Source organism: Aestuariibaculum suncheonense (assembly GCF_014596935.1).
GTDB lineage: Bacteria > Bacteroidota > Bacteroidia > Flavobacteriales > Flavobacteriaceae > Aestuariibaculum > Aestuariibaculum suncheonense.
This window is the reverse complement of sequence record NZ_JACVXC010000003.1, coordinates 482,946-509,439: the sequence shown is the minus strand read 5'-3', so window position 1 is coordinate 509,439 and position 26,494 is coordinate 482,946. Positions and strand designations below refer to the sequence as shown.

Annotated in this window: 26 protein-coding genes; 22 read left to right on the top strand and 4 right to left on the bottom strand. The window is 36.3% G+C overall.

What is annotated here, in order from left to right; genetic code table 11:
• Positions 1–119 precede the first annotated feature (119 nt).
• From ICJ84_RS10440 to ICJ84_RS10410, 7 genes are all read left to right on the top strand, one after another.
• The gene (locus ICJ84_RS10440) at positions 120–701 is read left to right on the top strand and encodes a Crp/Fnr family transcriptional regulator (protein WP_188216339.1); all 582 of its coding nucleotides are present in this window, start codon (positions 120–122) and stop codon (positions 699–701) included.
• A gap of 44 nt (positions 702–745) precedes the next feature.
• Positions 746–1,084: a hypothetical protein gene (locus tag ICJ84_RS10435; protein WP_188216338.1), complete on the top strand. Its 339-nt coding sequence runs from the start codon at positions 746–748 to the stop codon at positions 1,082–1,084.
• Between the two features lie 5 nt (positions 1,085–1,089).
• Positions 1,090–1,668 carry an NAD(P)H-dependent oxidoreductase gene (locus ICJ84_RS10430; protein ID WP_188216337.1) on the top strand — a complete coding sequence of 193 codons (579 nt, stop codon included), beginning with the start codon at positions 1,090–1,092 and terminating at the stop codon, positions 1,666–1,668.
• A gap of 680 nt (positions 1,669–2,348) precedes the next feature.
• Positions 2,349–3,173 carry an alpha/beta hydrolase gene (locus ICJ84_RS10425; protein ID WP_188216336.1) on the top strand — a complete coding sequence of 275 codons (825 nt, stop codon included), beginning with the start codon at positions 2,349–2,351 and terminating at the stop codon, positions 3,171–3,173.
• Positions 3,174–3,230: 57 nt separating this feature from the next.
• The gene (locus ICJ84_RS10420) at positions 3,231–4,004 is read left to right on the top strand and encodes an NAD(P)-binding domain-containing protein (RefSeq protein WP_188216335.1); all 774 of its coding nucleotides are present in this window, start codon (positions 3,231–3,233) and stop codon (positions 4,002–4,004) included.
• A 111-nt stretch (positions 4,005–4,115) separates the two neighbouring features.
• Complete coding sequence (locus tag ICJ84_RS10415; RefSeq protein WP_188216334.1) at positions 4,116–4,634, top strand: GNAT family N-acetyltransferase; 519 nt, start codon at positions 4,116–4,118, stop codon at positions 4,632–4,634.
• Between the two features lie 139 nt (positions 4,635–4,773).
• Entirely contained in the window at positions 4,774–6,210 is a 1,437-nt protein-coding gene (locus ICJ84_RS10410; protein ID WP_188216333.1) for a hypothetical protein, read from the top strand.
• A gap of 147 nt (positions 6,211–6,357) precedes the next feature.
• On the opposite strand, the gene ICJ84_RS10405 is transcribed toward ICJ84_RS10410, so the two are convergent.
• A complete protein-coding gene (locus ICJ84_RS10405; RefSeq protein ID WP_188216332.1) occupies positions 6,358–7,464 on the bottom strand; it encodes an acyltransferase family protein in 1,107 nt (368 codons plus the stop codon).
• A gap of 211 nt (positions 7,465–7,675) precedes the next feature.
• On the opposite strand from ICJ84_RS10405, the gene ICJ84_RS10400 reads away from it, so the two are divergent.
• The 6 genes from ICJ84_RS10400 to ICJ84_RS10375 all read left to right on the top strand — a co-directional run bounded on the left by ICJ84_RS10400 (position 7,676) and on the right by ICJ84_RS10375 (position 11,167).
• Positions 7,676–8,044, top strand: a complete 369-nt coding sequence (locus ICJ84_RS10400) for a VOC family protein (RefSeq protein WP_188216331.1) — start codon at positions 7,676–7,678, stop codon at positions 8,042–8,044.
• 42 nt (positions 8,045–8,086) lie between these two features.
• On the top strand, positions 8,087–8,623 hold the full coding sequence (locus ICJ84_RS10395; RefSeq protein ID WP_188216330.1) for a YcxB family protein: 537 nt from the start codon (positions 8,087–8,089) through the stop codon (positions 8,621–8,623).
• 24 nt (positions 8,624–8,647) lie between these two features.
• Complete coding sequence (locus tag ICJ84_RS10390) at positions 8,648–9,412, top strand: SDR family oxidoreductase (RefSeq protein WP_206688700.1); 765 nt, start codon at positions 8,648–8,650, stop codon at positions 9,410–9,412.
• 74 nt (positions 9,413–9,486) lie between these two features.
• Complete coding sequence (locus ICJ84_RS10385) at positions 9,487–9,777, top strand: hypothetical protein (RefSeq protein ID WP_188216328.1); 291 nt, start codon at positions 9,487–9,489, stop codon at positions 9,775–9,777.
• Positions 9,778–9,801: 24 nt separating this feature from the next.
• Complete coding sequence (locus tag ICJ84_RS10380; RefSeq protein WP_188216327.1) at positions 9,802–10,371, top strand: peptidylprolyl isomerase; 570 nt, start codon at positions 9,802–9,804, stop codon at positions 10,369–10,371.
• Between the two features lie 40 nt (positions 10,372–10,411).
• Positions 10,412–11,167: an NERD domain-containing protein gene (locus ICJ84_RS10375; RefSeq protein ID WP_188216326.1), complete on the top strand. Its 756-nt coding sequence runs from the start codon at positions 10,412–10,414 to the stop codon at positions 11,165–11,167.
• Positions 11,168–11,251: 84 nt separating this feature from the next.
• Here the strand turns inward: ICJ84_RS10375 and ICJ84_RS10370 are convergent, their stop codons facing one another.
• Positions 11,252–12,604 carry a DEAD/DEAH box helicase gene (locus tag ICJ84_RS10370; RefSeq protein ID WP_188216325.1) on the bottom strand — a complete coding sequence of 451 codons (1,353 nt, stop codon included), beginning with the start codon at positions 12,602–12,604 and terminating at the stop codon, positions 11,252–11,254.
• Positions 12,605–12,647: 43 nt separating this feature from the next.
• Positions 12,648–13,538: an aldose 1-epimerase family protein gene (locus tag ICJ84_RS10365; RefSeq protein WP_188216324.1), complete on the bottom strand. Its 891-nt coding sequence runs from the start codon at positions 13,536–13,538 to the stop codon at positions 12,648–12,650.
• Between the two features lie 80 nt (positions 13,539–13,618).
• Here ICJ84_RS10365 and pabB point away from each other — a divergent pair, with 80 nt between their 5' ends.
• Entirely contained in the window at positions 13,619–14,911 is a 1,293-nt protein-coding gene (gene pabB, locus ICJ84_RS10360; protein WP_394367624.1) for an aminodeoxychorismate synthase component I, read from the top strand.
• Here pabB and ICJ84_RS10355 read toward each other — a convergent pair.
• The gene (locus ICJ84_RS10355; RefSeq protein ID WP_188216323.1) at positions 14,908–15,600 is read right to left on the bottom strand and encodes a hypothetical protein; all 693 of its coding nucleotides are present in this window, start codon (positions 15,598–15,600) and stop codon (positions 14,908–14,910) included. The genes pabB and ICJ84_RS10355 overlap by 4 nt on opposite strands.
• Positions 15,601–15,723: 123 nt before the next feature.
• Between ICJ84_RS10355 and tilS the strand changes: the two genes are divergently transcribed.
• The 8 genes from tilS (at position 15,724) to ICJ84_RS10315 (ending at position 26,374) form a co-directional block, all read left to right on the top strand.
• Entirely contained in the window at positions 15,724–17,049 is a 1,326-nt protein-coding gene (gene tilS / locus ICJ84_RS10350; protein ID WP_188216322.1) for a tRNA lysidine(34) synthetase TilS, read from the top strand.
• Complete coding sequence (gene ade, locus ICJ84_RS10345) at positions 17,049–18,674, top strand: adenine deaminase (protein ID WP_188216321.1); 1,626 nt, start codon at positions 17,049–17,051, stop codon at positions 18,672–18,674. Before tilS ends, ade begins: the two co-directional genes overlap by 1 nt.
• A 2-nt stretch (positions 18,675–18,676) precedes the next feature.
• A complete protein-coding gene (locus ICJ84_RS10340) occupies positions 18,677–19,633 on the top strand; it encodes a YheT family hydrolase (RefSeq protein WP_188216320.1) in 957 nt (318 codons plus the stop codon).
• Positions 19,634–19,736: 103 nt separating this feature from the next.
• Positions 19,737–20,192 (top strand): (2Fe-2S)-binding protein, encoded by a 456-nt coding sequence (locus ICJ84_RS10335; protein WP_188216319.1) that lies wholly within the window; start codon positions 19,737–19,739, stop codon positions 20,190–20,192.
• Positions 20,193–20,202: 10 nt separating this feature from the next.
• Complete coding sequence (locus ICJ84_RS10330) at positions 20,203–22,398, top strand: molybdopterin cofactor-binding domain-containing protein (RefSeq protein WP_188216318.1); 2,196 nt, start codon at positions 20,203–20,205, stop codon at positions 22,396–22,398.
• A 21-nt stretch (positions 22,399–22,419) separates the two neighbouring features.
• The gene (locus ICJ84_RS10325) at positions 22,420–23,454 is read left to right on the top strand and encodes an XdhC family protein (protein WP_188216317.1); all 1,035 of its coding nucleotides are present in this window, start codon (positions 22,420–22,422) and stop codon (positions 23,452–23,454) included.
• A gap of 9 nt (positions 23,455–23,463) precedes the next feature.
• Positions 23,464–24,078 (top strand): nucleotidyltransferase family protein, encoded by a 615-nt coding sequence (locus ICJ84_RS10320; RefSeq protein WP_188216316.1) that lies wholly within the window; start codon positions 23,464–23,466, stop codon positions 24,076–24,078.
• Between the two features lies 1 nt (position 24,079).
• Positions 24,080–26,374 (top strand): FdhF/YdeP family oxidoreductase, encoded by a 2,295-nt coding sequence (locus ICJ84_RS10315; protein ID WP_188216315.1) that lies wholly within the window; start codon positions 24,080–24,082, stop codon positions 26,372–26,374.
• The last annotated feature ends 120 nt before the right edge of the window (positions 26,375–26,494 follow it).

The window sequence follows — 26,494 nt, the reverse complement described above, 5'->3', positions numbered from 1 at the left end:
ATTTACTCGATGTTAAACCGAAACTTTAGTAATTTAAAAACAGTCACGCTTCGTACAGGAGTGTTGGCAAATATTATAGCCAACCTCTATAAAAACCGAAAAACTTTAGTCAATTAATAATGAATATCGAAAAAGTATTAACTGAAATTGGGGAAATTTATTCGCCGATATCCAATGAATGTCAGCAAGAATTAATTACCAATTCAAAAATTAGTACGTACAAAAAGGGTGAGATTGTAGTACGTGAAGGACAATTTTCAAAAAAAGCGTACATTATTGTGCAAGGTTGTGCAAGAGCCTATTATTTAAAAGACGGTAAAGACATTTCGGATTGGTTTTCTTTTGAAAACGAAATTATGGCTGCAATAGTTAGTTTTTTCAGCAAAGAACCAAGTCCTCATTATGTGGAGTTTGTAGAAGATTCTGTTGTTATCGAGTTCTCAAAAGAAACAGTTGATAGTCTTTCAAGTAAATACCATGATTTTGAACGCTTTATTAGTAAAGTAGTAACCCAAACGATGTTAGGTTTGTGCGAAAGATTATATACCATTCAATTTAACAAAGCTGACGACAGATATAAACACTTATTAAATATTTATCCTGAAATAACAAACAGAATTCCGCTAACGCATATCGCTTCTTATTTAGGAATTACCCTTGAAACGTTGAGTAGAATAAGAAATCCTAAAATCCGAATTTGATTTATATCAAATGATATCTCTTCCATTAGTTTGACCTTTGTTACATGGAAGAAAAAAACGAACAACTCAAATCAATATGGGGAAAATGGTGGGAACCGATTAGAAAATGGTTTTACCCATCGTGGTTATTTTACGAACTCTCAATTCAGTTTTATGTCTATTCAACAGATGTTCATAATTACTTTATAGAACAACAAGATTGCTTTACTTCATTTATTGGAGAAATTGGGACTCAAATTTTAGCTCTTTTTAGTGGTGTAGTCACATTTGTTATTTGCACAATTTTTTTAACAATACCTGCTTGTTTCATACTTTATAAATTCTTCAAAATCGAAAATTTAACAAGCACCCTATTTGAAGAAAAAATGAAGAAATATTTATAGTACAGATGAAAAAAATACTGATAATAAACGGACATCCAGACAAGGAAAGTTTCGGTTTCGGACTTTCAGAATCTTATAAAAAAGGTGCTGAAAAATCAAATGCAGAAATTAAAGAAATTAATATAAGAGAACTGAACTTCAATCCAAACCTACAATTTGGATATAGAAAACGAACAGAATTAGAACCAGACTTATTAGATGCTCAAGCCAAATTAAAATGGGCTGACCATTTAGTTTGGATTTATCCTGTTTGGTGGAGTTCTGTACCCGCAGTAATGAAAGGATTTTTAGACCGGGTTTTACTTCCTGGATTTGCTTTTAACAGAAAAGATAATTCATTGTTTAATGATAAGTGCTTTACGGGAAAAACATCTAGAATAATTTGCACTTTAGACCAACCTGCTTGGTATTACAAGTTGATTTATGGAAACCCCAGTCACAATGCAATGAAAAAAGGAACGCTAAATTACATGGGAATAAAAAAGGTGAGAATTACCACTATTGGACCTATAAGACTTTCTAAGGAAAGTTTTAGGGAAAAATGGTTGAGAAAGGTTGAAATTTTAGGTCAAATGAACAAGTAACAAAGCACAACAGGTAGTGCGCTAGAGGGGAAAATAACGATTTGCAAACATCCTGTTTTATGTAAAGCACTAGTCAGGTTCTTTAAAGTTGACATGTGTGTTTTAACTGTCTCATTTTTATGTTTTTATACGTGTTTAATTGAGGGGGCAGGAATTAATCTTATCTTTAGGTTTAGAACTACCAAATCTGGTATACAAGCTAACGGCTTGAAATTAAGTTTAACTTATGGCTATATTTCAAGGGTGGACACAAAGCAGTGATTTGAATAAATTGTTTTAATAATGTTTCTTCTTTCTTTGTCCGGGGGCGTATGGTTTAGCTGATTTGCTACCTGTATATTTTTTTATTTGACCGGGTGCATGCGCTTTATTTGGATTGGGGTGAAATATATAAATCCTTTTACTGCAGCTTGTTGCAAAACAAAATAATAGTGTTAATAATGCTAGTTTTAAAAATTTTAAATTCATCCTTTTATATATTTATCATTGTTAAAATAGACTTTAAACAATAGTTGTTTGTATATTTAAATTACGAAAAGATTCAACATTTGGATGTTTTTTAGAATTACAAAACCAAAGTGATTTTAATTTAAATGAGCGGTAAACAATTAAAAAAAAAGCTTAATACTACCAGGTTTAATGTGTAGTTATATTTTAAAGACCAGACAATAACATCAACTATGAAACTTCAATCAATTACCTTTTATATTATTCTTTTTGCTGTTCAGTTTACATTCGCTCAACATGATAAAAATATTGTAACAGGAGAAAAAATCAAGATACATTCAGCAATTCTAAACGAAGATAGAGTGTGCCTATTAAGTCTTCCGGAGTTATACAATGACTCAACCAACGTCAAAAAAACATATCCTATTTTAATTTTATTAGATGGCTCTACGTACTTTAAAACAGCTTCAGGAATAGTTCATTTTATGAGTTCGGAGAGAAACCGAAATTATTTTATGCCGGAAACCATTATTGTAGCTATTGAAAACGTTGATCGCGAGAGAGATTTTACCGTAACAAAGTTGAAGACCAAACGTCCAAATCGTATGGGAGGCGGGAAGAATTTCTTGAATTTTATAGAAAAGGAGTTAATACCATTTATAGACAAAAATTATAGAACAGCACCTACAAGAACACTCGTAGGTCACTCTTTAGGAGGGCTTCTAACGTTAAATTCCTATATGAATGAAAATAGTATATTCGATGGCTATATTTCTATAGACCCAAGTATTTGGTGGGATGAAGAAACCATGAAAGCAAAAGTAGATTCTATCTCACCAATATCATTGAATAAAAAACTATTCATAGCAACAGCAAATCAAGGAGAGGCTAATTATGAAAGAAATAAAAAAAGACACGATCATCTTTATGACTTAATGAAAGAGAAATCGGGTGAGCATTTAAATATAGAGATTGAGTATTTTGAAAAAGAGAATCATCGCTCAGTTCCATTAATAGCTATTTATAATGGTTTAAAATATATAAATCAGGAACATTAAGATGGGGAGTATCTAGAAAGTAAAAGTACCTTTGCTAGAGGTGAAAACAGAAATTTAATGAGACAAAGCATAAGTATTTTAGGGTGTGGCTGGCTAGGATTAGCCTTGGCAAGTGATTTAACGGCTAAAGGATATGAGGTTTATGGTTCAACGACTTCAGTTTCTAAAATAGAGCACCTTGAAGAAAAAGGTATTAAATCGTTTCTAATAGATATTAGTAAGCCAGATCTTGATATTATTCGCGATTTTTTAAGTTCTAAGGTTCTGGTTATTGCTATTACATCCAAGAGTATTGACGATATTAAAAATTTGATAAAGCACATTGAAGTATCTGAAGTTCAAAACGTAATATTCATTAGTTCAACTTCTGTTTATCCGTTTACCAATGGCATTGTTACAGAAAACACCAACACACTCAGCACTCCACTGGCTGAAATTGAGCAATTGTTCATTAGTAACCCTTCTTTTAAATCCACTATCATAAGGTTTGGCGGATTATTTGGATACGACAGAAAACCAGGAAACTTCGTTAAAGACAATAAGCCTGTTGAGTATCCGGACGGATATGTTAATTTAATTCACAGAGATGATTGTATTGAAATTATTGAGCAAGTGATTTTTAAAAATGTCTGGAATGAAATTCTTAATGCTTGTGCTGATAGTCATCCAAAGCGACGAGATTTTTACCTTAGAGAAAGTCAAAAAACAGGAAAGTCTCAAATCGTTTTTAATGAAGCGACAGAAAGCAAGTATAAGATTATAAATAGCCAAAAATTAAAAAGATTACTGGACTATAAATTTATACATGCTGATTTAATGAATCTTGTATGATGATACAAAAATAAACAACATGTAGTCTATGGGATTCGCTCTGAGCTATAGGTGTTATATGCTGTCTTTTGTGAATCAAGCAACAAGATCGGCTGAATTTAAATTTAAATAATGAATCATAATTTTCCAAGAATAAAAACAGATCGATTGTTTTTACGAGAAATAACAGATTTTGATCAGGAAAACATTTTCAGGGGACTTTCCAATCCGAAAGTTATTCAGTATTACGGAATTAGTTTTAATAGTTTGGAAGCTACAAAAGAACAAATGCTTTGGTTTTCGGAAAAAACACAAATGTGGTGGGCGATTTGTTCTCCTGACAACCAAACATTTTACGGAGCAGGCGGATTAAATGATATTGACCATAAAGAAAAGAAAGCGGAAATAGGACTTTGGTTACTTCCTGATTTCTGGGGGAAGGGAATTATGAAAGAAGTCTTACCATTAATCGCTGATTACGGTTTTCAACAACTTAAACTAAACCGTATTGAAGGATTTGTGGAAAGTGAAAATATGAATTGTAAGAAGGCTATGTCTAAACTAGATTTTCAATATGAAAAAACATTAAAAGATTGTGAAATTAAAAATGGCAAACCAATAAGCATTGATGTATACGCCAAAACAATTTGATAAAAATGTATACTATACAAATCAGCGTTTGTTGTTTTTGTTTGAACATGACATATTCAAATTATAAAGTCTAATTGAATTGAAATAGTTACTATTTTAACCCCAGAATTATATACCCAATTATCTTGACTTTTTTATTATGTTTAAATTGAGATTACTCATTTTACCTTCGGTTTATTTTATAACACTACTAACGCAAGCCCAATCTCGAATAAACCAAGCAACTTCAGTTGTAGAGGGCATAGAATATGTTAAGCCTATTGATTGGAAACGTTTTGAAAACAATTCGAAAACCTCTCCTCAACAACTATTAATGGGGAAAATTTTACTCAACACCAATAAATATGCGCTTTCAACCTGGTGGGAAACCCGTGGTTTTTCAGAAACACAACCCGATGGTTATCTGAATTTAAAAGGGGTTTCCGAGCATTATATACGTCCTGTAGCTGTAGAAGCAGAGGCTTTAGCAACTTCATTAAGACTGGGACTTTACGATAGTGCAGTAACAGGAATATCTAAAACCGAAGCCGAAGCAAAGACTCTTCAACTCATCAGGAGTTTGGCGCATACGCATATTTCTAATTCTGAAAACGGATGGGGAAGAAAATGGCAATCGGCGTTATGGTCTGGGTATGCCGGTTTTGCTGCATGGATGATGTGGGATCAGTTGGATAAGCAAACACAGTTGGAAATACTGGTCATGATTTATAATGAGTGTGAATGGATTATGAATGATAAAGGGTTGCCTGCTATAAAAACGTATCGCGATTTGAAAGGGGAAATTGTTAGTCCCGGTGATACTGGTGCAGAGGAAAATGCATGGGATAGTCTCATTCTGTCTGTAGCCTGTGCTATGATGCCAGAGCATCCTAGTCATAATCAATGGATGAATAAAATGATATTTTTAAATCTGAATGCACTTGCTCGTCCGAGTGATTTGGAATCCAAGAAAAGATATCATGGAAAATTATTGAATGCCTGGTTGGTTGGTACCAATATTAATGAAGATGGCACGATAGTGAATCACCATTTTATTCACCCGGATTATATGACTTCACCTTTTGAATTTAATCCAATTATGTTTTTTGAGTTGGCAAAACAGCCGGCACCTAAGGCGGTAACCAGACATCTTGGTTTGGTTTTTGAAGCGTTTACAGTACTGGATTTTCATGTTGGAGATTCCATTACGGGTGGAGTTGTGAAGTTTCCGGGAGGTACTATATTTAAGGCTGATTCCGATGATATTTTTTATCCGTTAGGGACTGATTGGGGTAAAGGCCGACGAATGAACTTTGTGTCATTTAACAGTACTGTAGCAGCCTATGTTTCTGATAGAAAAACAAGAGAAGCCGCGACAAAGTTTGAGCTTAAGTATGGTCAGGCTGCTTTAGATATGCAAAATCGTTTTGATGATAGACGCACTTATTTAGATAAAAATGAAGATAATTATCCTTCACGAGAGGCATGGGTTGCCAATAAAGCTGCAACAGCTTATATTATTGAAACACTTAAACTATTAGGTAAACCAAAGTTTACGAATAAGGCTTATTCAAGAAACTTAGATCAAGAAATATAAAACAGATAATAGCGTATTCGGTTTGTTCGTGGATTTGGAGGGATGATGCACCTGGTATATTTTAGCCCTGAATTTAAATGATTAATATACTTTACTTTATAAAAAAAGACCACTTGTTTTTAAAGTGGTCTTTTTTATTTTAATTATTTACTTCTTATTCATTATTTCTAGTCGTTCTTTTCTCTTTTTGTTTAGATAATTACGAAGTGGGGTGTCATAAAATTTCATCACCAACCAGCTGAAAAGCACCATTGCAATAGTTCCAAGGATAATTATCCAGGTCAGGGTTTCTGTTGACGGGTTTTGGGTGGTGTAGTAATTTCCAAACCACCAGATGCCTACATAATGTGTCATATACAACGGGTATGAGATGTTTCCTAAAAATACGCATATTTTCTTAAAAGTTGAAGACAAAACGGAACCAGCGCCAAGTGATACGATTAGCGGAAAGTAAAACAATACCACTAAGGTTTGCGTTATCCAGTTAAGAGGCCCCCATGGCATAATGAATGCAGCGGTTAGCATAAGAGATAAACCTATAAATCCTAGTTTGTTTTTTATAATCCATCCTGATCGGTACACAACCAGTCCGGCAAGGAAGGAATAAAACATACGAATTCCGCCATCGGTAAAGGTGCCGCCGCTCCAGCCACCTAACAGATTTTCAGAAGAATATCCTACCCAAATTAGAGCTGCAGCTGCAGGGAATGGTAATATTCTTAATACTTTTTTTGATAGTCTTATGAGTATGAAAGCGTAAAGTAAATTGGCAATATATTCCCAGAATAAAGACCATGATGGGGCATTTATACTGAATAGATTAAAACCACGCTCTTCCATAGTGGGAAGTGGAATCATTAATAATGAACAAATCAAAATTAAAAGTAAAGCAGGAATAGAGTAGCCTTCAGCATGATTGGTAAACGGGTCGATTAATAATCCTATAAATCCAATTACCGATCCGAAAATTACCAAAGGGTGCAGACGAATAAGTCTGGATGTAAAGAAGGTTGTGAGTCCCATTTTTGGAAGTCGGTTGTCGTAAGCATACGCCATTACAAAACCCGAAAGACAGAAAAAGAAATCGACAGCTAAAAAGCCGTGTGCAATAAAATTTTTAGAAAAGTCGGAGTAGTAAATCCATTCCATGTAATGAAATACGACTACAGCCAATGCGGCGATGCCTCGTAATCCGTCTAAAATATGAAAATGTGTTTTGCTTTGTAGTAAAGAGGTGTCTTTGGGTAGACTCATTTAATTGATAGATTTGTAAGTTTATTTTTCTTGGCTGTAAACATATTAAAAAAGGCTGATGGTTGGAAATCTTTTTATTTTTTTGGCAAAAGGAATTACTGAGCTTGTAAAGGAAAGTTAAACATGTTTTATCCAGAATCTTATAGCTTTTAGTATCTTAGTAGAAGACGACCATTTTCAATAGGGAATAGATAATTTAAACCGATACACTATGCTGGGACTTCGAACAACCATTTACAAAGTGGGTCATATTGAGCAGGCTACCGAATGGTATAGCAAGGCTTTTGAAACCAAACCTTATTTTAACGAACCGTTTTATGTAGGGTTTAATATAGGAGGTTTTGAATTAGGGCTTCAGCCGGAAGACGAAACAACCACAGATAAAACTGAAAGTGTGGTATCCTATTGGGGTGTTGAGGATATCCATGAGGTATATCGTAAATTAATAGCTCTTGGTGCAACTGAACATGAAGCACCGTATAATGTGGGTGGCGAATTAATGACAGCTACGGTGAAAGATCCGTTTGGAAACATTCTGGGTATTATTTACAATCCGTATTTTAAACTGGAAACGACTTAAAATAATTAGGTTTATTATCTTCGTCTTTTATCTCCAAATCAAATGAATTTAAAGTATACCTTAAGCAAATCCGACTTTTTAGAATATCAGTTGTATGCTTCCTCTAAATCTAAATCCCAAAAAGGCCGTCGTTTTCGTAGTCGAATTATCATTCCTATTATTTATGTGGCCTTAGGGCTTTATGTTGGTAGCATAGATGAGAATTTTGCTGCCGGTTTGGTATTTGCAGCTGTTGGGGTGGTTTGGTTTATACTGTATCCGAAGTATTCCAAATGGCGTTATAAAAAACATTTTCAAAAGCATATTGAAGAACATTATGCTAGCCGTATTGATAAAACTGTAGCATTAACCATTCAGGATAATACATTAATCACTAAAGATTTTACTGCGGAAACCAAAGTGAATGCCAGTGAGCTTAATGAGTTGATAGAACTACAGCATCACTTTTTTATAAAGTTAACGACCGAACTGGCTTTAATTGTTCCGAAATCTGCGATTAGCGATTTGGAGGCATTTAAAAAGGAGCTTCTCACTTTAGGAGCCGATTATGTAGATGATTCAAGCTGGCAATGGAAGTAAAAGAATGTAGATTTTAAAGAAGACATGATTATGAAAACAAAAACAGCACTAGTAACCGGAGGGAGTAGAGGTTTAGGAAGAGATATGGCCATAAATCTGGCTAAAAAAGGCCTAGATGTTATCATTACTTACCACAGTAATGAAGTGGCGGCTCAAGAGGTTGTGAAGATTATTGAAGACATGGGGCAAAAAGCAAAGGCGGTTCAGTTAGACACCAGTACAACTTCGGGATTCGATTCATTTTTTGAAAACGTTACAGCATACCTAAATAAGGTTAATGGAAATCCCAATTTCGACTTCTTAGTCAATAATGCCGGAACCGGATTATATGTGCCTTTTATGGAAACCACCGAGGAGCAGTTCGACGAGATGGTTAATGTGCATCTTAAAGGCGTATATTTTTTAACCCAAAAAGCGGTTCCTTACCTGAATGACGAGGGCGGTATTGTAAATATTTCCTCAGGCCTGGCGCGATTTACTTTACCGAATTCATCAGCGTATGCGTCTATGAAAGGCGGGGTAGATGTGTTTACACGTTACTTAGCCAAAGAATTGGCTCATAAAAAAATCAGAGCTAATGTGGTGGCTCCCGGAGCTGTGGCAACCGATTTTGGTGGCGGTGAGAATAAGACGAATGAAGCTAAAAGGAAATTAATATCCGGTGCCACTGCTTTAGGTCGCGTCGGTGAACCTGAAGATATTGGTAGTATTGTAGCCTTTTTATGCACAGATGATGCCGGATGGATTAACGGACAGCGTATTGAAGCTACAGGAGGAGTGTTCTTGTAGGATATTAAAAGCGTAGCTTCTATTTAAAAATAATTGTGTAGTTTGGCTACGTTTTAAACCTCAATCCTTACATTATGAAATCCGTTCTGTTTTTTTCCTTTTTAGCGTCATTGGCAAAATCGGCCATTGTTATCTGTTTAGGCCTTTTGGTAAAAGATCATTTTAAAGCCTTTCTAACATTAATTAACAGAAAATCCATTCCGGAGAGTGAGGTAGAAACTATAAATTCTAAAAAGTTTAATGAAATTTTACGATGGATTGGTTTTTTCATAATGGCATTAGGTATTTGTATGGCTTTAGTGGCTTTTGCTAGTTTTATAGCAGGTATTGAAATGTCTTCAAATCGATTAAAACTTAATTTTTAAGGCGTAATTCGAAACTTGTTATTTATGAAGTTGTCATGTTTTTTAGTTTTAGCTGTTTTAATGTTTACCTCCTGCAAACAGGATAAACGCTCTATGATTGAAATTAAAACCGATTTAGGAATTATTGTTGCAGAATTGTACACTGATAAGGCCCCGAAAACCTGTGCTAATTTTATTCAGTATATAGAACAGCAAGCTTATGACGGCGCTCATTTTTACAGAACGGTACGTTTGGATAATCAACCGGAAAATAGTGTGAAAATAGAGGTGATTCAAGGTGGGATAGATCCCAAAGAAGCCATGTTTTCACCTGCGGAACATGAAACCACAAAAGTTACGGGTGTATTGCATGAAAATGGTACTCTATCGATGGCACGTTACGAGCCAGGAACTGCAACTACCGAGTTTTTTATTTGTATTGGTCGTCAACCAGAACTCGACTTTGGAGGCAAACGCAATCCTGATGGACAGGGATTTGCTGCCTTTGGTAGAGTTACAGAAGGCATGGATATTGTTAAAGCCATTCAGCAATTGAAAGATGAAGATCAGATGCTAGTTCATCCTGTGACTATTCAATCTATAATCATTAAATAAAACAAGTAGTAGGCTTAAGGTATAAGCCGCTATTTAATAGATGGGAATTTTAGTCATTCTAATCATTTTATCTTTTTATGGATTTGCTTATCACTATAAAAAGAATCTACTGCCAAGAATTAAAGGAGCACGAGGAGAAGATGAGGTTTCCAAAAAACTCAATCGGCTTAATAAACGCGCGTATATTGTTTTAAATGATATCTTATTAAAATTCGGCGATTCCTCAACGCAAATCGATCATGTGGTTATTTGTCAGTCGGGTATTTTTGTTATTGAAACTAAGAATTATAAAGGCTGGATTCACGGGCATCAAAATTCCGAATACTGGACGAAAACTATTTATAGATATAAAAAGAAACTTAGAAATCCTATCAAACAGAATTGGGTACATGTGTATGCGTTAAAGGACATTTTAGCTGAATTTGGCTTTATCGAATATTTTCCTGTGGTTGTTTTTGCTGGCGTCGGAAAGTTGATGAATGTAACCTCAGACTTACCTGTTATAAAAACCAAAAAGCTTCGTAAAACAATAAAGAAGTTAAATCGAACGGAATATTTATCGTATGATATCATGCAAGAGATTGCAGATACTATTTTAGAGTTAAATATTACTGATCGAAAGGAAACGAAGAAGCATATAAAACGGGTAAAAAGGCAAGTTCGAGTAAAGAAGGCGGATGAAGGCGGGAGGACTTGTCCTAATTGTGGTGGTAAACTGATTATTAGAGGCGGGAAATACGGAAGGTTTTATGGCTGTTTGAGTTTTCCGAAATGCAGATATACTCTCAAATATTAGTCCTGCTGTTTTTAATAGTATTAATAGGAATCGCCTTTGTGATGCAAAAAAAAACCTGTTCAATATAATTGAACAGGTTTTCTTTTATTTCTTTTTGTTGCGTTTATTATAGTTTTTGTCACCTCGGGTTTTTGGCTTTTTATATTTTTTAGCGATTTCCCGACGATACGATCCTCCAAGATTTTCTTTTTGGTTTTTGGCTTTCTTTTCATGAAATGCCGGTCCCGGAACGTCCTCATCGCTTCGCTTGGTTGGGTTGTTACGTTCTTTAACTTTTGTGCGTTCTTCTTCTAAAAGCTGATCAGATACTTCTACCACTTCAGGGAATTCCAACACCGGAATCTCCATATTCATTAGGCGTTCAATGTTACCTAGCCATTCCTGTTCTTTTTCCGTGGAGAATAATATTGTAGCCCCTTTACGTTCTGCACGTCCGGTTCTACCAATACGGTGCATATAATTTTCTGGGTAATCTGGGGTGTCAAAATTAATAACATGACTTACGTTATCAATATCCAGACCACGCGCCATGACATCGGTGGCGACTAAAATACGATTGTCTCCATTTCTAAATTGTTCGATGCTTCGTAAACGGTAGTTTTGCGTTTTGTTTGAGTGAATCACGCATAATTCTTCTTTAAAATGAAGATCTAATTCATCAAATAAGCGGTCAGCCATTTTTTTGTTTCCAACGAACACAATCACCTTATTAAAAGTCTCTCGGTCTCGAAGGATATGTGTTAGCAAATTCACTTTCGTGAAAAAGTTAGGTACATCGTAACGCGTTTGTTCGATGTTTTCTAAAGGTGTTCCTGATACGGCAATCGATACACGCTCCGGAATAGTGAAGAAATCGTTTAAGAGATCGTCGACATCTTCAGTCATGGTTGCCGAAAACATGATGTTCTGACGTTTTTCCGGAAGTATGTCAAAGATATTAATCAACTGATGTCTGAATCCTAAATCCAGCATGACATCGACTTCGTCAATCACTAACTTTTGAATCGATTTCAATTGTAACACGCGACTTAAGGCTAAATCGTATAAACGTCCTGGCGTGGCTACTAAAATATCTATGCCTTCGGCTACGGCCATCTTTTGTGTGTTGATGTTGGTGCCTCCATAAACGCCAAGTACTCTGGTGTTGATGTATTTGGTTAGCTTTTCAATTTCGTCAACCACCTGAACTACAAGCTCGCGTGTAGGCACTAAAATAAGCACACGCGGATTGTCTTGTTTCGAGAATTTTAAATTCTTTAAAATCGGTAACATGTAGGCAAAGGTTTTACCGGTACCGGTTTGGGCGATACCAACAATATCTTTACCTGAACTTACGGTATTAAAAGCCTCGGCCTGTATAGGGGTTGGTGTAGTAAAGCCTAAATCGTCTAAGGCGTTGTATAGTGGGGTATTTAAATTTAAATCTCTAAAAGTCAAAACGTGCTATTTATAGTGAGCAAAGTTACGCTTATTATTCTACTTACACTAAATGCGTCTTATGTATTTCTATACTGTAGGTTGCCATAAAGGTCTTACCGGGTTCTAAAGTTAAAATACCTTCTTTGGTTTTGAAATCCTGATTATGGGTTACACTATCGGCGATGCCTAACCAGGGTTCAATACAAACATAGTCTCCGGTTGGTTTGGCCCAGATACCTAAATAAGGAAAATCATGATAGCTTACCGTAAGGATATCACCAGAATTTTTGCTGTTTAAAGTGACTTTCTTCGATTTTAAATCTTTAAAAATAAGGGCGTCTTTATCGAATAAGTCATGAGTTAGCCGGATGATATTTGTATTATTGAAAAGCGGAGCTGTTTCATTAAAAATCAATCCATCAGTTAAACTAACCATATGTGTTTCTGAGTTTTCGGTATGTTCAAAAATCAAACTGTAATCGGTGTAGGTTTCATTATTGTGTACCGGACATTTAAAGGCCGGATGTCCTCCTAAAGAAAAGTACATAGTATTATCATCTAAATTTTTAATCGTATGGATGACATCTAAAGTTGAATCTTTAAGCTTATAGGTAATGAAAAACTCAAATTTAAACGGATATACTTTTAAAGAGGTTTCATCGTAAGAACGTTTAAAGGTTAAGCTGTCCTGAGTTTGTTTATGAAGCTCTATTTTGTCATTGTCTCTAATAAAACCGTGTTTCGGCAAATTATAAGCTTTATTATTCAGTAGGTAGGTGTTGTCTTTTAAAGCTCCTATGATTGGAAATAAGTTTGGAGCAAAGCCAGCCCAGACATCGGGGTTGGCATCCCACATAAACTGTGTTTTATTTTTTACAGCACTAATTTCGCATAATTCGGCACCGGTTTTTTTAACGCCAATTTTCAGCAGGTCGTTTTCTAATGTAAACATGAATAGAGTATTTTAAACTAATATACAAAACTTGTGAATTTTTAAGGATTCTGCCTAACTTTGTGCCATAATTTTTTCACTTGAGAGCAGTACAAAATCGGTTTATCGAAGATATTCAAATGTTTAAGCAGAAATTGTTGGTGTGGAGTCAGCAATTTGAAGATGTTGTTTGGTTAGATTCCAATAATTACAAGCAACAATACGGGCAATACGATGCTGTTTTGGCTGTTGATGCCTTTACCAGTATTAAAACCGATTATACACAGGCTTTCGAGCAATTAAAAGATTATCAAACACAAACTAAAGACTGGATTTTTGGGTATTTTACATACGATTTAAAAAATGCCGTTGAGCCTTTAGAGTCTAATAATTTCGATGGTTTAGGGTTTCCGGATTTATACTTTTTTCAACCAAAGCGACTGTTTTTTTTAAAAGATGATCAGGTTGACGTTCAGTATTTAAATATGGTGGATGATGAAATGGAAACCGATTTTGATGCCATTCAGGCGGTAAATATTTCAGAACATCAACACCATCGTGACCCTATAAGAATAAAGTTGCGTATTCATAAGGATGCTTATCAGGAAAAAGTGACCACAATGCTAGAGCATATTCATCGAGGCGATATTTATGAAGCCAATTTTTGTCAGGAATTTTATGCTGAAGATACACAGATTCCGCCCTTAGAGATTTACAATAAACTGAATAGCATATCTAATCCGCCTTTTGCTACCTTTTTAAAATGTGATGACAAATACTTATTATCGGCTTCCCCGGAGCGTTACATCAAAAAGGAAGGTAATAAAGTCATTTCTCAACCGATTAAAGGGACCGCGAAACGTGCTTTAGATTTAGTTGAAGATGAACAACTGAAAAAGGAGCTGTTTGAAAATGAAAAAGAGCGGAGCGAAAATATTATGATTGTCGATTTGGTGCGTAACGATTTATCGAAAACAGCCATTAAGGGAAGTGTTGAGGTCGAGGAGTTGTGTAAAATTTATACTTTCGATCAGGTACATCAAATGATATCAACGGTGACTTCGGAAGTCAAACCAGAAACACATCCGGTAGATATTATTGAAACCACTTTTCCTATGGGAAGTATGACTGGGGCACCAAAGTTTTCGGCTATGAAAATTATTGAAGCTTTGGAAGAAACCAAACGTGGGTTATATTCCGGTGCTGTGGGATATTTTTCTCCTACGGGCGATTTCGATTTCAATGTGGTGATTCGAAGTATTCTGTACAACGAAACCAAAAATTATGTGTCATACTCAGTAGGGGGGGCCATAACCGCAAAAAGCGACCCGCTAAAGGAATACGAGGAATGTTTAGTGAAAGCCAAAGCCATGCGTCAGGTTTTAGAGGACTAGTCTAAATTGGTTTCAAAGGCTTTTTTTACCCAGTTAATAATGTTTTCGATGCGTTTTTCTTCAATGTGTTTTATAGAAGCGATGTCTTTTACAGGCAATTTTCCGAAGACATATAAATCGATAATGTTTGATACATTTATGGGTAATCGGCTGTAAATGTTCCCAATGACTTGACCGGAATTATTGCGTTTAGAGGCTTTGGTGTTGAACGCATTTAATATGGAATGGTTATTGTCATCATATAAAAAAACAGGTTTGCCATGTCCGTTTTGCTGATAAGAAATATCATTTAAATCTTCCTGCATCACATAATCAAACCCGTCATCAATCGTGTATTTTTCCTCTAAAGCTTCTAATTCTTCTTCTAAAAAGTTGCGTGTGCTAATGGTGTTTTTGTGAAAAGCTTCTTTGTTATAAATATTATCCAATTGGGTATTCACCATTTTAAATAGCCTAAGTTTTAGGGAATAGCTGTCAATATCTATATCATAGCCTTTTTCGTAAAATGCCACCAAAGTATCGTCTACCACTCCATTTGATGAATACATTTTTCTGGGAATAATACCTGTAGATTCAGCAATATAAAGTCTGTGTTTTACATAAGGATGTAGTTGTTGAGAAGCTGAAAGAACCTTTTTGTTAAAAGCAACCTGTGTTGCTTTATCGTTTAATTTATCAATTGTACTCATATTCTCAGGTATTAAAATGACCCATAAAAGATACTAAATTTCGCGATTTAAAACTAAAATTTTATTGCATTTTAAATGCTTGTAGGATATCATTTTCAAAAGGCATTATTGTATATTTGAAGTATGCTTAAAGAATTTCAAGACCATTTAGAATCGCGTTTATCGTTCTTAAAGAATCGTAGATTACTCATTGCTATTTCCGGAGGCATTGATAGTGTTGTTTTAACGCATTTGTGTTACAAATATGACTTAAACATAGCCCTGGCGCATTGTAATTTTAATTTACGCGGCAAAGATAGTGATGCCGATGAGGACTTTGTGTTACAGCTGGCAGAAGATTTAGATTTAGAGGTGTTTATAGAAAGTTTTGATACAGAAGGTTACGCCGAAGAACACAAGCGTTCCATTCAAATGGCGGCACGTGAACTCCGCTATAATTGGTTCACAGAATTATCTGAACAGTTAAAGTTTGATTATGTGCTAACCGCTCATCATACCGATGATAACTTAGAAACTTTTTTAATCAATTTCACGCGCGGTACAGGGTTGGAAGGTTTAACCGGAATCCCGGAAGTAAATGATATTTTTGTGCGTCCGTTATTACCGTTTTCGAACGAGCAGATTGCCGATTATGCCAAAGTAAACCAGATTAGGTGGCGAGATGATAGTAGTAATAAATCCACTAAATATTTGCGAAATAAATTACGTCACGACGTGATTCCTATTTTAAAGGAAATTAACCCGAGTTTGCTACAGAGTTTTCAGAATACGCTGAGTAATTTAAACGACACTTCTTGTATTGTTGATGGTGCTATAGAAAGTTTTCGGAAAGAAACCATAGATAGTGTAACAAATCAAGACATAAAATATAAGGTTGAAGCTTTTAAAAAGTTGAAAGCACCCAAAGCGTATTTGTATGAAGTTTTCAAAGAGTACGGCTTCACTCAGTGGGATGATATTTTAAATCTGCTTACGGCCCAGCCCGGAAAATATGTGGCCTCATTAACACATCGATTAATTAAAGATCGTGATGTTTTAATACTAACAAGCATTAATAATGACGAGGCTGTTGAGGAAAGTATCACCGTTTTAGATACTAATAGCACCTTGAAAATTCCGTGTGGATTTTTAGAATTTTCCGAAGTCGATATGGTGAGTCATGAACATGATGAACATTGTATTTATATCGATAAAGGGTTACTTCACAGTCCGCTTACCATCAGGCAAAAAAAACAAGGCGACGCCTTTTCTCCGCTAGGAATGAAAGGTAAAAAGAAAAAGCTGAGTAAATTTTTTAAAGACGAGAAGTTTTCGTTAGTAGATAAAGAAAATACCTGGTTGTTTTGTAGTGATGATAATATTGTCTGGGTGATTGGCAAACGTGCTGACGACCGATTTAAAGTTACTGACAAGACTAAGCACATTTTAAAAATAGAACTTATACAATAATGACTGTATTACGAGGGCAGATTGTCGACATATTAAAACAACGGATTTTTAAAGGCGAAATTACTATTTCAGAAGGGAAAATAATCTCAGTTGAAGAAAAGGAGCATGATGTGAGCCATTATATACTTCCCGGTTTTGTCGATGGGCACATTCATATTGAAAGTTCTATGCTGGTGCCTAGTGAATTTGCTCGACTGGCAGTGACTCATGGTACGGTAGCAACGGTTTCCGACCCGCATGAAATCGCCAATGTCCTTGGAATTCCAGGTGTGGAATTTATGATAGACAATGGCAAGCAAGTACCGTTTAAATTCAATTTCGGAGCGCCGTCCTGCGTGCCTGCAACAACCTTCGAATCTGCCGGAGCAGTGATTAATTCCAATGATATAAAAACCCTACTTGAAAATCCGGATATTAAATATCTGGCAGAAATGATGAATTATCCCGGCGTTTTATTTGATGATGAAGAGGTGATGAAGAAACTGACTTGGGCGAAACATTATAATAAGCCTATAGATGGCCATGCACCTGGACTTAGAGGTGATGCCATTACAAAATATATCAATGCCGGAATAAGCACTGACCACGAATGCTTTACTTATGATGAGGCTTTAGAGAAACTTCAAAAAGGTATGAAAATATTAATACGTGAGGGTAGTGCAGCCAAAAATTTTGAAGCTCTCATAGATTTAGCTTCGGAAAATTTTGAGAATATGATGTTTTGTAGCGATGATAAACATCCGGACGATTTGCTCATCGATCATATAAACAAGCTTTGTGCGCGAGCCGTGGCTAAAGGTGTCGATGTGTTTAAGGTGTTGGAAATGGCGTGTGTGAATCCGGTGAAGCATTACGATTTAGAGGTTGGCTTGTTAAATATTGGCGATGCGGCCGATTGTATCATTGTTGAAGATTTAGTTGACTTTAAAGTACTTCAAACCTATATTAACGGTGAGTTGGTTTTCGATAACGGAGAATCTTTAATTAAACCTTTCGCTTTCGAAAATCTGAATAATTTCAACTGTGATAAAAAATCGGTTGAAGATTTCAAAGTCGAATCTTCAGCGAAGCAAATTCGTGTTATTGAAGCCTTAGAAGGTCAGTTAGTGACTAACGAACGCATTGAAGAAGCTTTAATTGAAAAAGGTAATCTGGTTTCTAACACCGACAAAGATATATTAAAGATGACGGTTGTAAACCGCTATCAAAATCAGAAACCAGCCATAGCCTTTATTAAAAATTTCGGATTAAAGGAAGGAGCTATAGCATCTTCAGTTGGTCATGATTCTCACAATATTATTGCAGTAGGCGTTTCAGATGAAGCCATTTGTAAAGCTGTTAATTTATTAATCGATAATAAAGGTGGAATTTGTGCCGTTTCAGAACGTGAAGAACAGTTGTTACCTTTACCGGTAGCAGGGATTATAAGTGATAAAGACGGAAAAACTGTTGGGGAAGCTTATGCGAAACTTGATGCCATGGCCAAACAATTAGGAAGCACGTTACAGGCGCCTTACATGACCCTGTCATTTATGGCATTATTAGTCATTCCATCATTAAAATTAAGTGATAAAGGGCTATTTGATGGCTCTCATTTTAAATTTACACCATTAGAAGTTCAGTAATTATGCCAGTAGTATACAGTACCTATAAACCATCATTTGTATTTAAAAACGGATTCGTTTCTACCGTGTATTCGGGATTGATTCGTTCAGTAAAACTGGAGCAGCAACGAGAGCGCATCACGTTAAGAGATGGTGATTTTTTAGATTTAGACTGGAGTTATGCTTCACAGAAAACCGATAAATTAATTTTGTGTTTTCACGGTTTGGAAGGCAATGGACAACGTCCTTATTTAACGGCTACCGCTAAGTTATTCAATGAAAATCATACCGATGCCATTTGTGTAAATTTTAGAGGCTGTAGTGGAGAGGATAATTTATTGTTCAGAAGTTATCATTCCGGAGCGACTGAAGATGTCGAGGATATCATTCAACATATTTTAAAAATGAATATCTACTCCGAAATTTACTTATACGGTATCAGTTTAGGAGCGAATCTCATTTTAAAGTATTTAGGAGAACGCAATGAAGTGCCTGCTGAAGTCAAAGCTGCAGTAGCTGTGTCCGTTCCGGCGGATTTAAATGGTTCTTGTAAAGAATTATTAAAACCGAAAAACCGACCTTACGCTAATCGATTTTTGAATCACTTAAAGAAGAAACTACTAAGTAAGGCGATTAAATACCCAGAAGATTTGTCGTTTGAAGCATTCTGCACCATCAACACATTAAGGGATTTTGATGATGTGTACACTGCCAAGGCTCATGGTTTTGAGGATGCTTCCGATTATTATGAAAAAAGTAGTTGTTTGCAGTTTCTTCCAAATATCACAACCCGAACACTTATTATTAATGCATTAAACGATTCGTTCCTCTCTCCAGAATGTTACCCGGTGAAAGAAGCCAAACAAAATCCGTATCTGTTTTTAGAAATGCCAAAGAATGGAGGACATGTTGGTTTCATTGATAAACGTAATGTGTATTACAACGAAAAACGGGCTTTAGAGTTTGTTTTGAAATCTTAAAAAAAACTTAAAAACCGAGAACAAGCATTCTTTTTTGTATTTTTAAACGAATTGGTTTTAACCAAATTATAAATAACCTTCTTTAACTTAAATACAAATTAATATGCCTGAATATAAATTACGCATTAATGGAGCTTCACATACAGTTAATGTTGATGAAGATACGCCGCTACTTTGGGTGTTGCGAGATGAATTAAATCTTTTAGGAAGCAAATTTGGATGTGGTATTGGTCAGTGTGGTGCCTGTACCGTGCATTTCGAAGGGGCTGCTGTGCGTAGTTGCTTGATAGAAGTTTCCACCATTGGAGAATCTGAAATCACAACTATTGAAGGCTTATCTGAAGACGGAGACCATCCGGTACAAAAAGCTTGGTTAGAGCATGATGTGCCGCAGTGTGGCTATTGTCAAAGCGGACAAATTATGAATGCTTCTGCGTTGTTAGCTGAAAATCCAAAACCAACAGATAAGGAGATCGATAATGCTATGAGCGGAAATATTTGCCGTTGTGGTACGTATGTGAGAATCAAGCAGGCCATTAAAACAGCATCTAACCAATAAAACCTAAATCATGACAAAAATAAAAACACAATATAATCGTCGTTCATTTTTGAAAATATCGGCAGCTGCAGGTGGAGGCATGCTCATTGGATTTAGTTGGTTAACCGGATGTGTTTCAGGAGGAAAAACTGAAGAGGCACTGGCGATTCCTAATGAATGGTTTGAGATTAATGGCTATATAAAAATTGGAGATACCGGTTTAGTGACCATTTATTCGCCAAATCCGGAAATAGGGCAGAATGTGAAAACGTCTATGCCTATGATTGTTGCTGAAGAGCTCGATGTGGATTGGAATAATGTCATTGTAGAACAAGCCCCGTTAAATACAGGCTTTTATCATAATCAGGTAGCAGGGGGAAGTCAGTCTATTCGTAAAGGTTGGCATGCTTTGCGTATGGCAGGAGCTACAGCCAGAAGAATGCTTTTAGAGGCTACGGCAAAAGCCTGGGGAGTTGAGGTTGCGGCCTTAACGGTTTCAGGTGGAATTATTAAAGAAATTAATGGTGATCGTACCATGGGCTATGGCGATATTGCTGCTCAGGCTGTTGCCATGGAAGTGCCTGAAGAAGTTGAACTAAAAGATATAAAGGACTTTAAGTTAATATCTACAAGTGTAAAAAATGTTGATGGTAAAAATATAGTGACCGGTAAACCTTTATTTGGATTAGATTTTAAACGCGAAGGAATGAAGCTTGCTATGATTCAGCATCCTCCGGCATTCGGCATGAAGGTGAAAGATTTTAATGAGGCTGAAATTAAAGCTATGCCTGGTATAAAAGATGCTTTTATTGTCGATATCACTGTTCCTGAACCCGGATATTTTGATGAAAAAGGATATCAGCAGTTGGTCGCTATTGTTGGAGATTCGACTTGGCAACTTATGAAAGCTAAAAAAGCACTTAAAACGAATTGGGAAGCGGTCAGCGAATTAGAAAATTCTGAAGATCACATGAAACGCATGGAGGCAACTTTGGCTTCAGGTGAAATGCATGAAAGTCGAAAAGATGGCGACCCGGAAACAGCATTTAAAAATGCTTCAAAAGTTATAGAGCGTACGTATAGTTCGCCGTTTCTTCCACATAACACCATGGAACCTATGAATTTCTTTGCAAACGTAACAGAAACGTCTGTAGAACTTATTGGTCCGACACAAACCCCTCAGGCTTTGGAAGGTTCGGTATCTAAACTATTAAATATTCCTATTGACGATGTAACGGTGAATATGACGCGCATGGGAGGTGGTTTTGGTCGACGTTTATATGTGAATTTTGGTGTTGAAGCCGCGGCCATTTCAAAACAAATAGGAGCGCCGGTAAAACTCATTTATACACGTGAGGATGACATGACGCAAGGCACCTATAAGCCAGCATATTTAACGACTTACAAAGCCGGTTTGGATGAAAATAATCATCTTATAGCCCTTTCGGTTAAAGGAACAGGTTTACCTGAAAGTCCGGTATTTGAAAACCGATTTCCGGCAGGAACAGTAGATAATTATCTTGCTGAAAAAGCCAGCACGAAAACCAATATTACAACAGGAGCATGGCGGGCACCAAGATCGCATTTTATAGCTGGAGCTGAGCAGTCGTTTTTAGATGAGGTTGCTGAGCTTGCAGGAAAAGACCCGATTGATTTCCGATTGGAATTGTTCGAAAAGGCAATAAAAAGTCCCGTTGGAAAAAGAAATGATTATGATGCCGAACGTTATGCCGGGGTATTAAAGCTGGTAAAAGAAAAATCGAATTGGGGATCCCCGATGCCTGGTATTCATCGTGGTGTTGCGGCATATTATTGTCATAATAGCTATGTTGCTGAGGTAGTTGATGTGGCTATGGAAGACGGAAAGCCTAAAATTAAAAAAGTGTGGTGTGCGGTAGATTGTGGTATTGTTATTAACAGAGATGCAGCCGTAAACATGGTGCAGGGAGGTGTTGTTGATGGTATTGGCCATGCCATGTACGGTCAGTTAACGTTCAAAGAAGGGGTGCCACAGCAAACCAACTTTAATCAATATCGTTTAATGCGTCATTCGCAGGCGCCAGAAGCGATTGAGGTGTTTTTTGTTGAAAATGATATCGATCCTACAGGATTAGGAGAGCCTGGATTACCTCCTGCTATCGGAGCTTTGGCAAATGCCTTGTATCAGGCAACGGGTGAGCGTTTATATCATCAGCCCTTTTCGTCATATAAGCCATTATTGGGGTAAATTGAATCTTAAAAATTATTTATGACACACGAACTGAAAACACTTATTGAAACCGCCATCACTTGGGAAAAAGAAGGTCTTAAAGCTGTTTTGGCAACTGTTGTTGCTTTGGATGGTTCGTCTTACAGACGGCCTGGAGTAAGAATGTTGTTGAATAATAATGGCCATTGGGTAGGAGCCGTAAGTGGAGGTTGTGTGGAAAAGGAAGTCTACAGAGAATCGCAAAGTGTCTTTGAAACTGGAGTAGCAAAGATGATGACTTACGATGGGCGTTATCGGTTAGGTTGCGAAGGTATTCTGTATATTTTATTGGAGCCCATTGCGTTGATTGATGGTTTTATTGATGCGTTTTTTTACTGTTTAAATGATAGAACAGAATTTACACTAACAACATATTATCATAAAAAAGAAGGAGTCTTTCCGGGGCTTGGTTCTGTGATGCATTTAAATAATATGGCGTTTTCACTTCAAGGTGAAGATGTTGCAGAAAACAGACAGGGAACGCAGGAAGCTTTGATTTTTAAACAAAGCATGACACCTTGTTTTAAGCTGATAATAGTAGGAGCAGAGCATGATGCTGTGAAATTATCTCAATATGCGAGTTTTACAGGATGGGAGGTGACCGTCGTAGCTAAAGCAACAGAGACTAAATCAAATAGGTATTTTCCGGGGGCAACCATGGTTCAAACGATGGTTCCTGAAGAAATAAGTAATCTGGTTATAGATGATCAAACAGCTGTTGTTTTAATGACCCATAATTTTGCTATGGATTTAAGGTACTTGGTAGCATTAAAAGATAAATCACCTAATTATATTGGTTTACTAGGATCCACAAGACGTCGAGATGATTTGTTGTCCCAACTTATTGAATATTGTCCTGAGATCTCAGATGAGTTTCTAGAGGTGATTTATGGACCTGCAGGTATCGACATTGGGTCGGAAACGCCGGAAGAAATTGCTATTTCTATTGTATCTGAAATTCTTGCTGTAACGCGAGACCGGGAAACCTATTCTCTTCGGAAAAAATCAGGAAAAATTCATTCAAAATCAAAATAATAAAATGTTATGATGCATTCAGCTCCAATAGCTTTGGTTGTTCTGGCCGCCGGAGCGTCGAAGCGCATGGGGCAGCCCAAGCAATTGTTACCTTGGGGAACATCGACGTTGTTAGAGCACAGTATTCAAACGGCTTTGCAGGCAGAAGTAAAAAAGATATTTGTCGTTTTAGGAGCCAATCATGATATATTAAAATCAAGTATAGAGAATAATCCCGTGGAAATTATTTTTAATTCCAATTGGGAACAAGGCTTAGGATCTTCAATTTCAAAAGCGATTCATCACATACAACAGTCGGATATGCAATTTGAAGGTGTGATGTTTATGTTAGCCGATCAGCCCTATATAACAGTGTTTTATTTAAATACGTTAATTCGTCGTTTTAAATCGAATAACAGACAAATTATTGCCACATCATACGAACATGGAGAAAGAGGTGTGCCGGTATTGTTTGATAAGGTTTATTTTAAAGAATTAATGACTTTAACCGGAGATAGTGGAGCTAAACCAATTATTAAAGCTCATGAATCTGAAGTCGACATTGTATTTTGTGGAATTAAAAACATAGATTTGGATACGCAAAACGACTATTTAATTGCTTACCAGGAAAATTTCACAAAGTAATATGAGTTCTTCAGCACAAGATAAAGCCAAAACACCAGAAACGTTTTCTAATTTAAAAGTGAAAACGCCTGCAACAAATAGTGCAGGGTTTCCAGCATTGGCTTCTGTAATTGGTCAGGTTTCAAAATATATGAATCTTGGTGATGCTTTAAAAATTTCACGAAAACTGAATCAAAAAGGGGGATTTGATTGTCCGGGCTGTGCCTGGCCAGATCCTGATGACGAGCGCTCGTCGCTTGGAGAATACTGTGAAAATGGAATAAAAGCTATGGCTGAAGAGGTTCAGAATAAAACCATTGGAGCGGATTTTTTCTCACAACATTCGGTTGATGAATTAGCAAGTTGGACGGATTTTGAAATTGGCAAATCCGGACGTTTGGCAGAACCTATGTATTTACCCGAAGGCGCTACGCATTACCAGTCTATTTCCTGGGATGAGGCTTTTAATAAAGTTTCCGAACATTTAAATGCTTTAGAGTCGCCTGACGAAGCAGTATTTTATACTTCAGGAAGAACAACTAACGAAGCGGCTTTTTTATACCAGTTGTTTGTACGTGAGTTCGGTACGGCTAACTTACCGGATTGCTCAAATATGTGCCATGAAGCCAGTGGTAAAGCCTTGTCTGAAACCTTGGGTATTGGTAAAGGCTCGGTAACATTAGACGATTTGTATAAGGCAGAATTGGTGCTGGTGGTTGGTCAAAACCCAGGCACTAACCATCCCAGAATGTTATCAGCGTTAGAAAAATGCAAAAAGAATGGCGGGAAAATTGTTTCCGTTAATCCATTAGCCGAAGCCGGTTTAGTACGATTTACCGATCCACAAAACCCGTTAAAAATGTTAACGGGCGGAACAAAACTAACCGATGTTCATGTGCCTGTATTGATAAATGGAGATGTGGCTTTTTTTAAAGCGATTTTATTGAAGCTCTTAGAAGCAGAGGAAGAAACGGGGAATGTTTTTGATAAAGATTTTATAAATGAGTTTACAAATGGTTATGATGATTTTATAGCGGATTTAAAACAATACAGTTTTTTTGATTGTTTACAAAAGTCTGGGGTAACTCAAGACATTTTTGATAGGGTGTTTGATTTAATTTTAAATCATGATAAAATAATCATTTGCTGGGCCATGGGATTAACACAGCATGAAAATGCCGTAGACAATATTCGAGAATTGGTTAATCTTTTGCTTTTAAAAGGGAGTATAGGTAAGGAAGGGGCAGGCACTTGTCCGGTGCGTGGACATTCTAATGTGCAGGGAGACAGAACGGTTGGAATTTGGGAGTCTGCACCTCAAAAGTTTCTGGATAAAATTGAAACAAAGTACGGGTTTAAACCAACAACAAAACATGGATATTCAGTGATTGATGCGATTAAAGCCATGTTCGAGAAAAAAGCTAAGGTGTTTTTTGGTTTGGGCGGCAATTTTATTTCTGCGGTACCGGATACTTTATATTCCGCACAAGCTTTAGCGAATTGTAATTTAACAGTGCATGTGAGTACCAAGTTAAATCGTTCGCATTTAGTAACCGGTAAAGAAGCTTTGATTCTACCTTGTTTAGGACGTGCTGAAAGAGACTATCAGAGAACCGGTGTGCAAATTCAGAGTGTTGAGAATTCTATGGGTGTTGTGTCATCTACCAAAGGAATTTTAGAACCATGTTCCAATAAGTTACTTAGTGAGGTTGCGGTGGTTTGTGGATTGGCACATGCTACTCTCAAGGAAAAATCAAAAATCAACTGGTTACAATATCAGGACGATTATAATTTGGTTCGAAAGGATATTGAAGAGGTCGTGGATGGTTTTGATGATTATAACAGCAGACTGAAACAACCTTCAGGGTTTTATTTGCCTAATTGTGCACGTATCAGGCAATTTCATACCCAAACAGGAAAAGCAAATTTTTCGATTAATAAATTACCTTCTCGGACATTAAAACCAAATGAATTAATTATGATGACTATACGTAGTCATGATCAATTTAATACGACTATTTATGGTTTAAATGACAGATATCGTGGTGTTTTTAATGAACGGCGTATCGTTTTTATGAATCGTGAAGATATGAACTCCAGAAACCTTCATGAGCAACAGATGGTTACTATTCGATCGGAATTTCAAGGCGTTGTGCGTAAGGCAGAAAAGTTTAAGGCTATTGGTTATGATATTCCTAAGGGCTGTTGTGCTACGTATTTTCCCGAAGCTAATATTCTTGTGCCTTTAGATAGTTTTGCACATACCGCTAAGACACCTGCATCAAAGAGCGTAGCAGTTACCATATCGACTAATTAGAAAACTTCAATCTTTTTAATTTCTAATACCTAAATTTTAATTAATACGTATAAAAACGTATTTTAATTTACGAATTATTAAATAATTCAGTGAATATACAATTTTGGTATATTTTAATTA

Coding starts and splice junctions, on each gene's coding strand:
- ICJ84_RS10440 (WP_188216339.1), top strand. CDS start 120: ATGAATATCGAAAAAGTATTAACTGAAATTGGGGAAATTTATTCGCCG.
- ICJ84_RS10435 (WP_188216338.1), top strand. CDS start 746: ATGGAAGAAAAAAACGAACAACTCAAATCAATATGGGGAAAATGGTGG.
- ICJ84_RS10430 (WP_188216337.1), top strand. CDS start 1,090: ATGAAAAAAATACTGATAATAAACGGACATCCAGACAAGGAAAGTTTC.
- ICJ84_RS10425 (WP_188216336.1), top strand. CDS start 2,349: ATGAAACTTCAATCAATTACCTTTTATATTATTCTTTTTGCTGTTCAG.
- ICJ84_RS10420 (WP_188216335.1), top strand. CDS start 3,231: ATGAGACAAAGCATAAGTATTTTAGGGTGTGGCTGGCTAGGATTAGCC.
- ICJ84_RS10415 (WP_188216334.1), top strand. CDS start 4,116: ATGAATCATAATTTTCCAAGAATAAAAACAGATCGATTGTTTTTACGA.
- ICJ84_RS10410 (WP_188216333.1), top strand. CDS start 4,774: ATGTTTAAATTGAGATTACTCATTTTACCTTCGGTTTATTTTATAACA.
- ICJ84_RS10405 (WP_188216332.1), bottom strand. CDS start 7,464: ATGAGTCTACCCAAAGACACCTCTTTACTACAAAGCAAAACACATTTT.
- ICJ84_RS10400 (WP_188216331.1), top strand. CDS start 7,676: ATGCTGGGACTTCGAACAACCATTTACAAAGTGGGTCATATTGAGCAG.
- ICJ84_RS10395 (WP_188216330.1), top strand. CDS start 8,087: ATGAATTTAAAGTATACCTTAAGCAAATCCGACTTTTTAGAATATCAG.
- ICJ84_RS10390 (WP_206688700.1), top strand. CDS start 8,648: ATGATTATGAAAACAAAAACAGCACTAGTAACCGGAGGGAGTAGAGGT.
- ICJ84_RS10385 (WP_188216328.1), top strand. CDS start 9,487: ATGAAATCCGTTCTGTTTTTTTCCTTTTTAGCGTCATTGGCAAAATCG.
- ICJ84_RS10380 (WP_188216327.1), top strand. CDS start 9,802: ATGAAGTTGTCATGTTTTTTAGTTTTAGCTGTTTTAATGTTTACCTCC.
- ICJ84_RS10375 (WP_188216326.1), top strand. CDS start 10,412: ATGGGAATTTTAGTCATTCTAATCATTTTATCTTTTTATGGATTTGCT.
- ICJ84_RS10365 (WP_188216324.1), bottom strand. CDS start 13,538: ATGTTTACATTAGAAAACGACCTGCTGAAAATTGGCGTTAAAAAAACC.
- ICJ84_RS10355 (WP_188216323.1), bottom strand. CDS start 15,600: ATGAGTACAATTGATAAATTAAACGATAAAGCAACACAGGTTGCTTTT.
- tilS (WP_188216322.1), top strand. CDS start 15,724: ATGCTTAAAGAATTTCAAGACCATTTAGAATCGCGTTTATCGTTCTTA.
- ade (WP_188216321.1), top strand. CDS start 17,049: ATGACTGTATTACGAGGGCAGATTGTCGACATATTAAAACAACGGATT.
- ICJ84_RS10340 (WP_188216320.1), top strand. CDS start 18,677: ATGCCAGTAGTATACAGTACCTATAAACCATCATTTGTATTTAAAAAC.
- ICJ84_RS10335 (WP_188216319.1), top strand. CDS start 19,737: ATGCCTGAATATAAATTACGCATTAATGGAGCTTCACATACAGTTAAT.
- ICJ84_RS10330 (WP_188216318.1), top strand. CDS start 20,203: ATGACAAAAATAAAAACACAATATAATCGTCGTTCATTTTTGAAAATA.
- ICJ84_RS10325 (WP_188216317.1), top strand. CDS start 22,420: ATGACACACGAACTGAAAACACTTATTGAAACCGCCATCACTTGGGAA.
- ICJ84_RS10320 (WP_188216316.1), top strand. CDS start 23,464: ATGATGCATTCAGCTCCAATAGCTTTGGTTGTTCTGGCCGCCGGAGCG.
- ICJ84_RS10315 (WP_188216315.1), top strand. CDS start 24,080: ATGAGTTCTTCAGCACAAGATAAAGCCAAAACACCAGAAACGTTTTCT.